The organism is Glaciibacter superstes DSM 21135 (assembly GCF_000421145.1).
Classification (GTDB): Bacteria; Actinomycetota; Actinomycetes; order Actinomycetales; family Microbacteriaceae; genus Cryobacterium; species Cryobacterium superstes.
Map to the genome: position 1 here is coordinate 60,561 of NZ_ATWH01000008.1, position 15,055 is coordinate 75,615.

A 15,055-nucleotide genomic window follows, 5' to 3' on the forward strand; every position below is an offset into this window, starting at 1 on the left:
TCGCAACCAGGATGTAGACCTCCGCTCGATGTCCTCCTGCCGCGGTTTCGGAAGGCTGGGAACTGAGCGAAATCGGGTGACGCACAACCGGGCATCCGCCTGAACACCGCGATCCGCTCGGAAACCGGAGCCTGCACATGGGTGCGCCCAGAGTTCGAAAATTACTCGTTGCGACCGCCGCAGCGCTACTCGCCGCCGTGCTGACGGGGGCCACGGCCCAGTCTGCCCAGGCACTCGTGGCGCCACCGATTCCCACGCCGGTCACGACCGCAGAACTGAACCAGGCGGATGTCGACGCGTGGCTCGACGGGCTGCTGCCGGCTGCCCTGGATCGCTCAGGGATCGCCGGTGCCGCGGTGTCGGTGGTTCACGATGGGGCCGTTCTCACTGAGCGCGGTTTCGGCCGTTCCGACACGGGCAACGGCGAGACACCGGCGAAGGCTGTCGACCCAGAGTCGACGCTCTTTCGCGTCGGGTCGGTGTCGAAGCTCTTCACCGCTACCTCGGTGCTGCAGTTGGTCGAGAGTGGTGACCTCGATCTCGACACCGATGTGAACGACTACCTCGATTTCACCCTGCCGGCGACCTTCGACGAGCCGATCACGCTGCGACACCTGCTTACCCACACGGCAGGGTTTGAAGAGCGCCTCGACGGCAACGTGCGGTCCGACGGAAACCTCAGCCTTCACGATTTCGTCTCGATCAACCCCCCTGAGCGGGTGTTCGAGCCCGGGACAGTGCCCGCATACTCCAACTACAGCAATGCCCTTGCCGGTTACATCGTGGAGCGCGTCAGCGGAATGCCGTTCGAGGAGTACGTCGATCGTCAGATATTCGACCGGATTGGCATGGATTCTTCGTCGTTCGAGCAGCCATTGCCTGCTCCACTTGCTTCTCGCCTTTCGAATGCCTACGCCAACGCCTCGGGGCCTGCCGCGCCGTTTGAGTTCGTCGGCCCGGTGCCAGCAGGCGCGCTGTCGGCCTCGACAGCGGATATCAGCCAGTTCATGCTGGCTCAACTGGGCGAACTGCCCGATGAGCAATCCCTTTTCTCCGACGCAACGCGCGAACTCATGCAGCAACCCGCACTGGATGCAGATTCGCTCGGCGCATTTGCCAGCGGACCGCGCATGACCCTCGGTTTCTTCGACGACAGTCGAAACGGCCACCGCATCATCGGACATGGCGGAGACACCCAGTTCTTCCACTCTCATCTGCAGCTCTTTCCAGACGAGAGAACCGGAATCTACGTCACGCTGAACAGCAGCGGCGCGAGCCCCATCGACACTCTTGAGCTGCGAGAGGCAGTGGTTCAGGGATTCGCCGACCGCTACTTCCCTGCAACAAGCGGCGCGACCGAAACGACGGTAACGGATACGGGCGCAGAGCACGCTGCCCTGGCGGCTGGAACCTATGAGACCTCCCGGTCATTCCAGAGCACGTTCATCAGCGCAATCGGGCTGCCCTCCCAGGTGCAGGTCACAACAGAGGCTGAAGGGCGCCTCCTCATCACACCTGGTCCGGAGAGCCTGCATCCGGCGCTCTTCGAAGAGATTGAGCCGTGGGTCTGGCAGGAGGTCGACGGGCAGCGGATCATCACCCTGCGCGAGAGCGACGGGGCCGTAGACGCCATTGGCTTCAGCTCGGCGTTCGCTTTCCTCCGCGTCGACACCGTGCATAACAGTGCGATTGCCTTCCCGGTGCTCGGTGTCTCGGCGGCTGTTCTCCTCGGCAGCCTGCTGCTCTGGCCGATCGGTGCATTCGTTCGCCGTCGCCTGAACCTGCCCGCTCGGGTCGGTCGGAAGGGGAGCGTCGTTCGGATTCTGACCCGCGTCGGAAGCGGCAGCGCTGTTCTGGCCCTCGTGGGCTGGCTGGTAAGCATTATGCTGCTCCTCGGCGACCAGAGCCTCCCGGAACTCGCCCTGCGAGCCCTTCAGGGTCTGCAGCTCATCGGTGTGCTGGCGATCGTGCCAGCGGTGCTCAACGTGATCAACGGCATCCGTCACCACACCGGGTGGAAGATCCTGGTCGGCCGAATCCTGGTGGTGCTCGCCCTCGGCGGCGTGGCCTGGTTCGCGCTGGTCTTCAAACTGATCGCGCCAAGCGTGTCGTACTGATTCGCGCCCGGCTGTGAGGGGACGCAAAGTGCTCGAATCTCTCGCGATTCAGAGCACTTTGCGTCCCCCTCACGGCCGCACGACCTCCCGCCGCGGACTCAATCGACAGCGAACGCATGAGGGAGGTACTCCAATCTCAGGCGAGGACCACATCCTTGCCCGTGATCAATACCTTGATGTGCTCACCGCTTGCCGCGGCTTTGAATGCGTCGGTCACCCGCTCAAGAGGGAAGGAGGCCGTGATCATCGTCTCGGCGTCGACACCGCCCGATGCAATGATGCGAGTCGACTCCAGATAGTCCTCGCTGAGGTAGGTCGCCGCCCCTTGAAGCCTGATCTGACGATCCTGCAGGATGAACGCCGGAACTTCGACCGGCCCGGATGGAACTCCGACGATGACCACCGTGCCACCCCGCTGCACCATATCGATGGCAGCGGTGACTGTTGGCTGGATCGATACACAGTCGAAGACGACGTCTGCGGACTCCCCCAACTGCCGCCGCACCGCCGACGCGAGCTCGGGATCCGCCGCATCGACAACCGCATCCGCTCCGCGACGTTTGGCGCCTTCACGCTTTGACTCGAGAACGTCTGTCATGACGATAGTTCGCGCGCCGTGAGCTCTCGCCGCGGCAAGGACCAGAAGCCCGATCGTTCCGCATCCGATGATGACAATGGCCTTGTCGGTGAGGTCGCCGGCCAGACGCACAGCATGCACCGGCGTCGACAACGGTTCGATGAGGGCAGCCTGTTTCAGGCTGAACTCCGACGGAACCCGATGGAGTCGGCTGGCACGGACGCTGAAGACGTCCGCCATGCCTCCCTCGCGAAAACCGCAGCCGAAGAACTCGAGTTTCTCACAAATATTCGAGCGGTCAGTACGGCACATCTTGCAGGCCCCGCATGGCAGCGGCGGTTCAGGCGTAACACGCTGCCCGACGTCGATGCCAGTGACGTCCGCGCCGATCTCGCGCACGATTCCGACGACTTCGTGTCCGGGATAGTACGGCGGCTTCATGGTGGGGTGTGAACCATGAAGACCATGCATGTCTGACCCGCACACTCCTGTCACCTCGAGGGAGACCAAAGCCTCATCGGGCGCCAGAACAGGACGCGGCTCCTCGACGAGGTCGATCACGTTATTCGCTGAGATGAGAACCCTCCGTCTGACCGCGGGCGCTGTGTCTTGTTCATGTGTCATTGCTGGCATCCTTCATCCGTGCGCTTAACTGTGCGCGGGTTGTTAAGAGGTCAATCCGGTGGAGCACCCCTACGGTCCTCCACCGGATTGACTCGCTGTGCTGCGTGATGTCGTGAGGTCCTAGAAGACGCTCTCGGGGTCGTAGTAGTCCGCGACATTGTCACAGTTGATTCCGGCTGCCTCGGTGTACTCCTCCGGCTTGAAGTCATCCGCCGTCTTCTCGCCGGTTGCGAGACCGATGGCGATTTCGAACGCGCGCTCCGTGGCCAATGCGGGTGAGTTCAGACCCGTGGATACATAGCGAGCGTCGCAGCCTTCTGCAATCGCGACGAGGGCTTCCTTCTGGCCGTCCGCGGATGCCGCGACCAGCGTCGTGGTGTTCCCCTGATCGTTCAGCACCGTCAACGCTCCCAGCGCCATCGAGTCGTTGAGGCCGAGGATCAGGTCGACGTCAGGGTGAGCGGCGAGCATCGATTCCGTGGCCGGAACCGCCTTGTCCTGGGCGTACACCGCGGACGCCTCCGCAACGACCTCGTAGTTCACTCCGGCCGCTTCGAGACCGTCCAGGAAACCGGACTGGCGTGCCGGCCCGACGACCTCGTCGTTCGGCCCACCGTTCAGCACGGCCACCGAGATCGTCGACCCCTGTTCGAACCGTTCCGCAGTTAGGCCGCCGGAGAGCTTGCCGACCTCATAGTTGTCGGAAGAGACCGACGTGACACCGACATCCGGGATACCCGTGTCGATGAACAGCACCGGAACCTCGTCGGCGAGCTGTTCGATCTGCGCGCGCTGCGTCTCGGGGCTGATCGCGTTGATGACGAGTACGTCCGCGCCCTGCGAGAGCATGGTCTGAGCCTGGTCAAGCTGGGTGACGGGGTCGCCAGCCGCGTTCTGGAACAGCAGCTTGAACCCCTGGTCGCCTGCGATATCCTCCGCCATGGCCTGCATCGCCGAATAGAAGGGTGCATCCAGCTGGCGCTGGAGGAAGCCGATGGTGATGTCTTCCACGGCCACCTTCTCGCCGCTGTCTCCGGCTCCGGCATCTGTGCTAGCACCGACCGACCCGCACGCGGTAAGCGCAAAGATCGTGGCGGCAGCGGCAATTACGCCGGTGATCCGTTTGATTGTCATCGTTGACCTCTTTCTAGATTGTTGAAGTGAGTTGCTTGAATTGCTGGATGGAATGGTGATTGGTCGCGAGGGCTTCACGAGAGTCGTTTGTTCCTCTTTCTCCTGGAGAACTGAACGGTGGTGAGCACCACGGCCACCAGAATCAGCGCGCCGCGGAACGCGTCCTGCAGGTACGTAGAAACGTTCAGCAGCACCAGGAGATTTGTAATGACGCCGAAGATGAGCGTTCCGACGACCGCGCCGAGAACCCGGCCTTTTCCGCCAACGAGGCTTGCCCCGCCGATCACAACGGCGGCGATCGCGTCAAGTTCATAGAGGTTTCCCGCTGTGGGCGTTCCCGCTCCCACTCGGGCAGCAAGCAGGAAGCCTGCGAAGCCGGTGAGAACACCAGCGAGGATGTACACGCCGAGGAGAGTGGACTTCACGGGAACTCCGGACGCGTGTGCCGCTTCCTTATTGCTTCCCACTGCGTAGATGCGACGGCCGAACACCGTGCGTCGCACGACGAAGGCGATGACAACGGCCAGCCCGAGCCAGATCAGCCCGATCACCGGGAACCCGAGAACGGTCGCCGTCGCCATCGCGCGGAAACCCTCGGCGCTCGGAATAACCGGTACGCCTTCGGTATAGGCGTAGACGAGCCCTCTGGCGAGCGCGAGCATACCGAGAGTCACGATGAAGGCCTCAAGGCCGCGGAACGCGATCAGATATCCGTTCAGTGCTCCGACCATCGCTCCGACCAGGATGGCGACCAGGATGGCGAGGGGAACACTTGCACCAGAGAACAGCCCCGCGGCGAGAACGCCGGCCAGCCCCACGACTGAGCCAACACTGATGTCGATTCCGCCGGTCAGGACGATCAGGAACTGTGCGAGGGACACGATGCCGATCACCGAAACCTGCAGAATCAGGTTTGTCAGGTTGCGCGGCGTGAAGAAGGCCTCTGTCGCGAATCCGGCCACGATCAGGAGAACAATCAGGATATAGAGCGGGTACTGCTCTTTGGCCCAATGCCCAACCCGAGACCAGTCGATCGCGGGCCGTTGTCTGCCGGGTGCGGTGTCGGTCGTCGTTGTGTTTGTCATGCTGGCTCTCCTCCGAGCGACGCCCTGATGAGGTCGTCGGTCGTGCTGTCAGTTGGTGAGTACTCGCCGACGAGTCGGCCTTCTCTGAGAATCAGGATGCGGTTGCAGAGCATGAGCGCCTCTTCGGCTTCGCTCGTGACCACGACAACTCCCTTGGAGTCGGCCGCCAGCTCCCTGATGATTTGGTAGATATTGAGACGCGCGCCGACATCGATTCCCTTTGTCGGCTCGTCAAGAATCACGACCTCCGGTCGCGCCTCCAGCCACTTCGCGATACACACCTTCTGTTGGTTTCCACCGGACAGCGTGCGGGTGAGCGTCGTTGCGCCGCCCTTGACCTGATACTCCGCGATCAGCTCGCGAACGCGCTTTCTCTCCCGGCCGCGATTGATCACGCCGAATCTCGAGTAGTTCTGCGGGGTGGCGAGGGTGAGGTTCTCGCCGTTTGTGAAGTCTTTGACGAACCCCTCCTTTCGCCTGTCCTCTGTGAGGTATGCGATGCCCTGGCGAATAGCGTCCCGCGGGCTTTTGGCCAGAACAGGCTTTCCGTGTAGCTTCACTTCCCCAGAACTGCGTTTCTGGTTCCCGGAAATCGAACGGGCGATTGAACTGCGCCCGCTGCCGACCAGACCATAGATGCCGACAACTTCGCCAGGCCGAACGGAAAAGCTGACATCGGTTGCAGATCCGGAGGTGAGGTTGCTGACTTCGAGGATCGGCGCTTCCTGCCCCTCGAGGGGCGTTGGTGATTTGAGAGCGCTGACGGCCTCTCCGATCATCATGGTCATCACTTCGGCCGGTGTGGTTTCCGAAGTGCGCACAACACCGACGAGCTTGCCGTTTCGAAGTACGGCGATGCGATCCGCCATTGCGAACACCTCGGGCATCCGGTGAGACACGAAGACAACGGACACTCCATCTGCACGTTCGCGTTCCACCAACGCTTCGACGTCTTTGAAGTGCTCCTCCGTCGTTGATGCCGTCGTCTCGTCGAGCAGTAGCACCCGGTGCGGATTGACCTGTGTGCGACTGAGCGCCAGCATCTGCCGCAGTCCAGGGCCGAGTTCACGCCCGAGGCGATCCGGTGAAACTCCTTCGAGCCCGACTGCCTTCAGCGCTGCCACGGTCGTTTCTGACCGCTTGCGGTCGACGATTCCCCACGGCCTGACGGAGCCAGCGGAACTGAGGTTCTTCAGCCAGACGTTCTCTGCCACCGTGAAACTGTCGATGATCACCGGCTCCTGGTGCATGAGCAGGATGCCGGCATCCGCTGCATCCGCAGGACCATCAACGTGACCGGAATACCCACTGATTTCGATCACGCCGCTCGTAGGCGCTTCCTGGCCGGCCAGTAACCTGGCGAGCGTCGACTTGCCGGCACCGTTGGCCCCGCAGATCGCCAGGACTTCTCCGGCGTATCCAGTCAGCGTGACGCCGTCGAGTGCGCGGACGCCTGGGTATTCCCGCGAAACGTCACGCACCTCGAAGGCCACCTGGCCGGCGGCCATGGCCTGTGTAGCGCTTGGGAAGTCGGGCATCATGCGTGCCGTGCCGACGCGTATGACTCCTGAGGGTGGCCAGGTTCCTGCTGACCGACCGCCTCATTATGCGCGTTCTGCATGGTCGCTCCTTCGCGTACAGATTCAGGAAGTATGTAGTAGTACTACGTCATAGTAGGTCAAGTCGGGAATCGTCACAACTCAAAAGGCCTAAAGTTCCAGAAATTCGTAGTCTGGCTACATTTCATCGCTCGGCGGGACGGCTTCGGGCAGCACTGTAGTGTGCTTCGCCGCTCATTCAGATAGGGCCGGTGATCTAGCTACGCGTCGTGCTGACGGAAAAGTGCCAGTCCCTCTTTCATGTCCATGAGTCGTTCCATGTGCTTCGGACCCCGTCGCAGCGCCACCGCGGTTGCCAGGATGTCGACGATCACAAGTCCAGCCAACCGGCTCACCGTCGGCGTATAGATATCCGTGTCTTCGATCGTTTTCACGATAAGGGGAATATTGCAGTGATCCAGCAGCGGGCCCGCCTCTCCAGAGACGCCGATCACGGTCGCACCGTTCGTTTGTGAAACCTGCGCGATCTGTACGATCGACTGCGTGCGCCCCGTGTTTGAGATTGCGATGACGACAGAGCCAGGACCAGCCATCGAGGCGGCCATAAACTGTTGGTGAGGGTCGATGGGTGCAGAGCAGGGGATGCCGAATAGTGCGGTCTTCTGCTCGGCATCCAGCGCGATGATTGCAGAGGCACCAAGTCCGGCGAGTGTGAGCGAGGTCCCGTCCAGGATCGCCTGCACAGCACGCTCGATTTGCTCCACATCGAGAAACCGGCGCGCCCGGTCGAGGCTGCTGATCGTGTGGTCGAAGATCTTGGTGGTCAGTACTTCGAGAGAGTCATCCCGACCGATCGTCGAGAGGGTTGCCGGAATCCCCAGGGCGAGCGTCTGGGCCAGCGACATCTTGAACTGTTGGAAACCGCCGAAGCCGAGACTCGTGCAAAACCGCATCACTGTCGGCTCGCTCACGCCTGCCGCATCGGCGACTGCGGCCATCGTGGAATTCATCACAAAGGTCGGGTTATTGGCGACCAGCTGGGCGACCTTGCGCTCAGAATTGCGCATCGAGCCCATCACTTCATTGAGGTGTTCGAGAAGCGGGGCGTTAGTGGAGTGCGGCATGCTGTCTTCTCTCGATAGGTAGCCAGACACCTAGGCCTGAGGCTCCAGCGTAGCGAGAAGATTCGCCACAGAGAGTTCCGTCGCTCGCCGGGTACTTGCTGCGGTGTATCCGCCCAGATGCGGAGTCAGTATGGTCCGCTCGTGCCGCAGTAGCTCATTCAGCTGAGGCGGCTCCGTATCGAATGCATCCACCGCGTACGCGCCCAAGCGCCCGGACAGCAGCGCTGCCAGCACCGCGTCGTCCTCAACGAGGGATGACCTGGCCGTGTTGACGAGAATCGTTCCAGGGCGTATTCGAGAGAGCAATGCACCGTTGATCAATGGCCGCCCGTCCGCGGGCGGTGGGCTATGCAGCGTGATCACGTCTGCGTCGGAGAATAGTTCGTCGAGGCTCGCTGCCTGCGCTCCGGATGCCGCATCGACGGGGGAGAACGGGTCATAAGCGAGAACCCGTGACCCGAGATTGTACGCAAAGTGGCCAACCAACCTGCCGATTGCCCCAAACCCAACAACCCCGACCGTCACGTCTGGCATCTCGCGCCCGAGAGTTCGCTGCCACCCACCGGCGTGCAAAGTGGAGTTCGACCGCGGGACGTCGCGCAACGCGGCAAGAATAAGAGTCAGCGCGAGTTCGGCGACGCCACGTGAATTCGCCCCGCGAGCAAGCGCGACTTCAATCCCAAGCGCACTGGCAGCGTCGAGATCCACGGCATCCGCCCCGACACCATTCCGGCTGATCACGCGCAGATCATGCGCCTGATCGAGCACCCGGCCTGAGATGCGCTCAACGCCAGCCAGCCAGCCAGCCACGCCCTGGCACAGTTCAGCCAGCTCGTCTTCGGTCGGCATCCGCCCAGCAGGGCCTGAAATCAGCTCATAACCGCGCTCGCGCAGCGGGTCGAGTTCACGAACGGTATCCAGTCCGGCTGCGGTCATTGACCGCGGCGTCACCAGGATTCGGATGGGGCTTGTCTCCCTGGACACTGGAGCTCACGACCTCGTGGCGGCCGCGATGGCTGCCAGTTCGTCGAATCGGGCACCGCTGGTCGGGATGGTGATGTCGAACACCTCGGCGATGACCTGCGTCCATCCGTGAATGAAGTAGATCCAGCCGTCTTCGACCCGGAGGGACCGCTCATCGGCCTGGGCATTCGCCTGGTCGAGAAAGAGCAGGTCACCCCGGTAGTTGAGGTCCCAGACCACCGCACTCTCGGGAAATACGGCGAGATCCGAGAGAGGTGATCCAGGCGCGTCCTTCCCCAGGCCCGTTGCATTGATCACGACTGAACGCGGTCGAGCCGTGGTCAACACGCGATCATTGTCTTCCCGAGACGGGGCGACGTGGGTGCCAAGCGAAATGCCGGTTCCCGTTGCGTCATGAACCGCACGAAGAGTTTCAAGTCGACTGGCACTGCGATTGGTCACCATCACCTGTTTCGGCCGGTCCGTGCCGCGTTCTGGCCGACTTAGGTACCAGTCGATCGCGATGGCTGAACCACCGGCTCCGAAGATGACGAGGTCGGTTGGTTCAGACGAGAAGTAGCCCGCGGGCAGAAATGCGTCGAGTGCGTGGCCGGAAGAGATGGGGTCTTTGGCGTGCGCTCGGAGTCGGCCGTCTCGTTTCGACAGGCAACTGACCTCGTCCATCAATAACGCAAGGTGATCAATCTCGTCAAACAGGTCTCGTGCCGCTCGATAGAGATCGAGTTTGTGCGTGGTCACCAGTGCACCGAGGCTCAGCGAGTCCCCTTTGATGAACTCGACGACAGCTCGATAGTGCTCAGCGGGTGCATGGAGGCTGAGATCGATCCCGACCAGCTCCACGTCATCCATTCCGAGCGCGGTCGCCCACCGGGGGAAAACGGATCGGATCGAAGAACTACCTGTTGTGACCCCGATGAAATAGAAGGTCGGCCTTGTCGCCGACTCGAGGTTGTTGTACTGGAACGTGCGTGACATGCCTGTGTTTCCCCTATCTGGTTCGCTGTTACGCATCCCGGCCGGCCGCGACGGTGGCGACGGCCAGTCGTGCAGCGGCACCAATATCGTCGAACCGGCCTTGGTCGATTTGATCGCGCGTCGCAATCCAGGTGCCGCCGACAGCGAATACGCTCGACAAGGCGAGATATGCATTCAGGTTGGCCGGGCGGATGCCACCGGTCGGCATAAAACGGATGCCGAGTGCGGCGAACGGCGCGCTCAACGATGCAATTGCTGAAGCACCACCCGACTGTTCCGCGGGAAAGAACTTGACGTGCCTGTGGCCACTCTCGGTCGCCGAGAGGATCTCCGAAGCGGTCACGGCGCCGGGAATGAATGGAAGTCCGCCGTCCCCGGCGGCACGAGAGAGCGACGGCGTGAACCCGGGAGACACACCGAAATGCGCTCCGGCAGTTATCGCCGCAGCCACGCTCCCTGGATCCAAGAGAGTGCCGGCCCCGACCAGGAACCCGGGCACCTCACTGGCAATTGCGCGGATTGCGTTCAACGCGGCTGGGGTTCGGAGGGTCACTTCCATCAGCGGAAGTCCCGCATCGGCGAGAGTCCTGGCCAGCTCGACACCGCGATTGGCGTCAAGAATCTCGACCACGGGAACGATGCGCGCCGAAGCGAGCCGTTCAATCACGGAATCACTCATGCGGCGCTGCTCCTGGCATATCCGATGTGGCGGGGATTCGGAATCGTCGTCCAGCCGTCTCCGTCGCGCACGATCATCGTCTTCATGCCCCCTGCTGCCGCGATGAGGCCGTAGTCTTGGCCAGCGTCGGCTGCGTAGCAGAACAACGTGACAAACGGTTCCGTGCCGACATTGACGCTGCGGTGCACCCATTGCCCAGGAACATTGACCGCTTTGCCAGGCGCCAGTTCGATGGCGTTCGTTTGTCCGTCAACGGTGTCGAGCAGCATGACGCCGTTGCCACTCAAGCAGTAGTAGAGCTCCGCCCGGTCGGAGACGGCGTGCAGGTGTCCGCGAGTGACAGCGTATTCGTCGCCGTAGATGCCGGGATGCACGGTGCTGGTGCCAATGGTGAGGGCGCCAGGCCCTTCCTGGTACTTCTGCTCGTTCACTGAATACACCAGCCGGTCAGCGCCTCCATGGGCGACCTGGCGTTCCCAGTCGGCGGAATCCAGATAGACGCCGGCCATGTCACCCGCGTACTTCTCGTAGTGACGGGAATGACCGCTGAGTTCTCCGTTGGCGAAGATCTCCAGCAGGGTCGGTTGGTCGATGGACTGATCAGGATGCGTCATGCACTCCTCCTTGAGCGAGGTGAATGTAGTCATACTACAACGCGCACACGGCGGTGGCCCATAAGTTGCCAATATTTGCCACAATTTGGGTACACTTGGGCTAAACTTTCGGGTTGGTTGTAGTTTTACTAATTGTTGGTGGTAAGCAACCCGAGTCGAAGGAGATTCAGATGAGATCAGGCACACTGGCGTGGAGCGCCCGCTGCATCGGAAGCTTCCGCGGGTTCTCCGCATGAGGGCAGTTGTCTTCCGCGAGGGTTCGCAATGGAAGGTCGAGGATGTGCAAACACCGACACCCGGACCGGGTGAGGCGTTGCTGACCATCGTCAAGACCGGGGTGTGCGGCACGGACGAACACCTCCTTCACGGCGGGTTCATTGCCACGTTCCCACTGGTTCCCGGCCATGAAATGGTCGCTGAAGTCGCCGCACACGGTGATGGCGTGACGTGGCCCGCAATCGGCACCCGGGTCGTCGTCGACAACACCGTTTTCTGCGGAGAGTGCTCCGCCTGCCGACGCGGCACACAGCTGTACTGCGAGAAATTCATCTCGCTCGGCTGCAATGCCCCAGGCGGTTTTGCAGAACAAGTGGTCGTACGCGCAAGCAAGCTCTATCCGATCGGCGACCTCGATCCCGATATCGCTGTCTTCACCGAGCCCACGGCCTGCGCAATGCATGGAGTCGACGTGCTCGGGCTGTCCCCGGCATCCGATGTTCTCATCTTTGGTGCAGGGCCAACCGGACTCATCCTTGCTCAGCTTCTCAGAATGGCCGGAGCAGCACGAGTGACCGTCGCCGCCCCTACCGCGTCGAAGCTCGCCCTCGCTGCTCAACACGGCGCAGCTCATACGGTGCAGATGGACCGGAGCAATCCGCGGGCCGCCCTCGACCGGCTCCGAACCATCGCTCCCGAGGGCTTCGATGCTGTCGTCGAAGCGACCGGATCGACGGCCGTACTCGAATCCGCGGTATCGCTGACGCGTACAGGCGGGACTCTCCTCGTCTACGGGCTCGCAGGCGAGAACGCGACGGCGGCGATCAGGCCATACGAGGTTTTCAGCCGAGAACTCACAATCAAGGGTTCGTTTGCGCAGGCCAACTGCATCGGCCGGGCACTTTTTGCGCTGCAGTCTGGTGTCGTCTCGACGCAGGGCATGATCACCAGTGAACTCGGTCTCGCCGATTTCGGCCAGGCGCTGGACAATCTGAAGGACTCCGCCCAAATCAAATCCGTCATGGTTCCCCAACTCTAATAACTCGATCGAGAAAGAGATCCCTCATGGTAAACACAGAATCACGACTGAATGGACGACGCATTGCCGTCACCGGCGCGGCCGGCGGTATCGGACAGGCAATCGTCGCACGGTTGCTTGAGGACGGCGCAGAAGTCTACGGTCTAGACCTTCGAGGCCTTGAGACCCTTCCCTCGACCGTTCAAGGGATCGAGATGGATCTCGCCTCGCCCGAATCCGTCGCCCGAGTGGTAGCGGACCTCTATGCCACAGATGACCGGCCGATCGACCTCGTCAACAGTGCTGGCATCGTCGAAGACAATGTCGCGGCGGAAGATATGCCAATCGCCCAGTTCGACGCGGTCCTCGGAGTGAACCTCCGCGGCGTGTTTCTTACCTGTCAGGCGTTCGGCCGGGAACTGCTGGCGCGCGAGGGCGGCGCAATCGTCAATATTGCGTCGATGTCCGGGAACGCGGTTGTGAACTTCCCGCAGCGCCAGAGCGCATACAACACCTCGAAGGCCGCGGTCACCGCGCTGACAAGATCGCTTGCCGTGGAATGGGGTCCCCGCGGAGTTCGACTCAACTCGCTGTCTCCCGGGTACGTCGACACTCCGCTGAACCATCTCAAGGCCGACATGCACGATGTCTGGAAACGAGACATCGTGCTCGCGCGCTTCGCCGCTCCGGCGGAAGTCGCGGGCGCAGTCTCCTTTCTTCTGAGCGACGACGCCTCGTACTTCACCGGCTCTGAGCTCCTCATGGACGGCGGCTATTCGCTGCGCTGAGGCAGGAGCGAATAGCAGAACCTCGAACAGAAGGAACAGACGTGATCATCTCCCACGATCTCGGCACAACCGGGAACAAGGCAACTCTCGTAGACAATGACGGAACCATGGTCGCCGCAGTCTCGGTGTCATACGGTGCCGATTTCGGCTCGGGCGGCCGCGCGGAACAGAGCCCCGAGGATTGGTGGAACGCACTGGCACGGGCGAGCCGCATGCTGCTTGAAAAGGGGGACGTTGACTCGTCCCAAATTGATGCGGTGTCATTTTCGGGGCAGATGATGGGGGTTGTTGCGATCGACGGTGCAGGGGAACCGGTGCGACCGGCCATCATCTGGGCAGACACCCGCTCAACCGTGCAATGCCAGCAACTGGTCGAACGTGTCGGAATGGAACGCGGATATCAGATCACCGGACATCGGCTGAACCCCACGTACTCGCTGTCGAAAATGATGTGGATACGCGACACGGAACCCGAGGTCTTTGCACGCGTCGACACGATGCTTCAAGCCAAAGACTACGTTGCCTACCGATTGACCGGAGTGAGGGCAACTGACCCGTCCGATGCATCCAGCACCAACGCATACGACCAGTCGGCGAAATCCTGGTCTGCCGAACTGATCGAAGCGGCTCAGCTGGACCCTGGACTCTTCCCTGAGATCGTGGATTCGACGACGGTCATCGGCGCTGTGACCAGGGAGGCTGCTTCCGCGACCGGTCTCGCCGAGGGCACTCCGGTTGTCATCGGCGGGGGCGACGGTCCAATGGCGGCACTGGGCGCCGGGATCGTTGACGCGTCGTCGGGTGCGTACGCCTATCTGGGCTCTTCGTCCTGGGTGTCGGTAAGCGCGACGCGGCCGTTGCACGATCCGCTCATGAGGTCAATGACTTTCAACCATGTGATTCCGGATCGCTTCGTCCCGACTGCCACCATGCAAACAGGCGGCGCCTCGCTCCAATGGATCACTGAGGTGCTCTCCCCAGGACAGGAAGACCGGTATGCGGACCTTCTCGGTGGTGCCAGAGATACGGCCGCTTCGGAGGACGGCCTGTTCTTCCTGCCGCACCTCCTCGGCGAACGGTCGCCATATTGGAACCCCAAGGCTCGCGCCGCCTTCGGCGGGCTGCTGATGCACCATAATCGCGGCAATCTCACGCGGGCCGTCCTCGAAGGCGTTGCCTTCAATCTCTATACAGGACTGAAGGCGTTCAGCGACAATGGGATCTCGGTGTCATCGATCGATGCAATCGGCGGAGCAGCACACGCGGGGACCCTCCTCGATATCTTTGCCGACGTGTGGGGTGTTCCCGTCACCGCCCGAAACCTGGTCGACGAGGCGAACGCGATCGGAGCGGCAGTCGTCGGTGGAATCGGAGTCGGAATCTTCGACAGCTTTGACATTGCCGCCACCCTCTCTACTCGCACAGAACGACGTGAGCCGGATGTCGCCAGGCACACGCGCTATGGACGAGAGTATGAGGAATTCATCGATGCGTATCAGCGGCTCGAGGGCTGGTTCGAGTCTGTGGCCGCAAGACGCGCATAGTGAGGGTCCGGAGTACT

At 61.9% G+C, this 15,055-nt stretch carries 13 protein-coding genes; 4 read left to right on the plus strand and 9 right to left on the minus strand.

All coding sequences use genetic code 11. The features are described from left to right. Window positions 1-137 precede the first annotated feature (137 nt). Window positions 138-2,117, plus strand: a complete 1,980-nt coding sequence (locus K323_RS0112210; RefSeq protein WP_022885563.1) for a serine hydrolase domain-containing protein — start codon at window positions 138-140, stop codon at window positions 2,115-2,117. Between the two features lie 136 nt (window positions 2,118-2,253). On the opposite strand, the gene K323_RS0112215 is transcribed toward K323_RS0112210, so the two are convergent. From K323_RS0112215 to K323_RS0112255, 9 genes are all read right to left on the minus strand, one after another. Then, window positions 2,254-3,318 carry a zinc-dependent alcohol dehydrogenase gene (locus tag K323_RS0112215; RefSeq protein WP_022885564.1) on the minus strand — a complete coding sequence of 355 codons (1,065 nt, stop codon included), beginning with the start codon at window positions 3,316-3,318 and terminating at the stop codon, window positions 2,254-2,256. 120 nt (window positions 3,319-3,438) lie between these two features. Further along, on the minus strand, window positions 3,439-4,452 hold the full coding sequence (locus tag K323_RS0112220) for a sugar ABC transporter substrate-binding protein (protein ID WP_022885565.1): 1,014 nt from the start codon (window positions 4,450-4,452) through the stop codon (window positions 3,439-3,441). Window positions 4,453-4,526: 74 nt separating this feature from the next. Further along, on the minus strand, window positions 4,527-5,537 hold the full coding sequence (locus K323_RS25775; protein ID WP_022885566.1) for an ABC transporter permease: 1,011 nt from the start codon (window positions 5,535-5,537) through the stop codon (window positions 4,527-4,529). Continuing rightward, a complete protein-coding gene (locus tag K323_RS0112230) occupies window positions 5,534-7,075 on the minus strand; it encodes a sugar ABC transporter ATP-binding protein (protein ID WP_084697276.1) in 1,542 nt (513 codons plus the stop codon). The genes K323_RS25775 and K323_RS0112230 overlap by 4 nt, the downstream gene beginning before the upstream one ends. Before the next feature lie 281 nt (window positions 7,076-7,356). Then, window positions 7,357-8,220, minus strand: coding sequence for an SIS domain-containing protein (locus K323_RS0112235; protein WP_022885568.1), 864 nt, complete (start codon window positions 8,218-8,220; stop codon window positions 7,357-7,359). 30 nt (window positions 8,221-8,250) lie between these two features. Then, entirely contained in the window at window positions 8,251-9,204 is a 954-nt protein-coding gene (locus K323_RS0112240) for an NAD(P)-dependent oxidoreductase (RefSeq protein ID WP_022885569.1), read from the minus strand. Between the two features lie 6 nt (window positions 9,205-9,210). Further along, window positions 9,211-10,179 carry a shikimate dehydrogenase family protein gene (locus K323_RS0112245; protein ID WP_022885570.1) on the minus strand — a complete coding sequence of 323 codons (969 nt, stop codon included), beginning with the start codon at window positions 10,177-10,179 and terminating at the stop codon, window positions 9,211-9,213. A gap of 28 nt (window positions 10,180-10,207) precedes the next feature. Further along, on the minus strand, window positions 10,208-10,858 hold the full coding sequence (gene eda / locus K323_RS0112250) for a bifunctional 4-hydroxy-2-oxoglutarate aldolase/2-dehydro-3-deoxy-phosphogluconate aldolase (protein ID WP_022885571.1): 651 nt from the start codon (window positions 10,856-10,858) through the stop codon (window positions 10,208-10,210). Continuing rightward, window positions 10,855-11,472, minus strand: coding sequence for a glucose-6-phosphate isomerase family protein (locus K323_RS0112255; RefSeq protein ID WP_022885572.1), 618 nt, complete (start codon window positions 11,470-11,472; stop codon window positions 10,855-10,857). The genes eda and K323_RS0112255 overlap by 4 nt, the downstream gene beginning before the upstream one ends. Window positions 11,473-11,752: 280 nt before the next feature. Here K323_RS0112255 and K323_RS0112260 point away from each other — a divergent pair, with 280 nt between their 5' ends. From K323_RS0112260 to xylB, 3 genes are read left to right on the plus strand one after another with little or no spacing between them, the layout of a single operon-like run. Then, the gene (locus tag K323_RS0112260) at window positions 11,753-12,727 is read left to right on the plus strand and encodes a zinc-dependent alcohol dehydrogenase family protein (RefSeq protein WP_211219850.1); all 975 of its coding nucleotides are present in this window, start codon (window positions 11,753-11,755) and stop codon (window positions 12,725-12,727) included. A 26-nt stretch (window positions 12,728-12,753) separates the two neighbouring features. After that, window positions 12,754-13,494, plus strand: a complete 741-nt coding sequence (locus K323_RS0112265; protein ID WP_022885574.1) for an SDR family NAD(P)-dependent oxidoreductase — start codon at window positions 12,754-12,756, stop codon at window positions 13,492-13,494. Window positions 13,495-13,535: 41 nt separating this feature from the next. Continuing rightward, the gene (gene xylB, locus K323_RS0112270) at window positions 13,536-15,038 is read left to right on the plus strand and encodes a xylulokinase (RefSeq protein WP_022885575.1); all 1,503 of its coding nucleotides are present in this window, start codon (window positions 13,536-13,538) and stop codon (window positions 15,036-15,038) included. Window positions 15,039-15,055 lie beyond the last annotated feature (17 nt).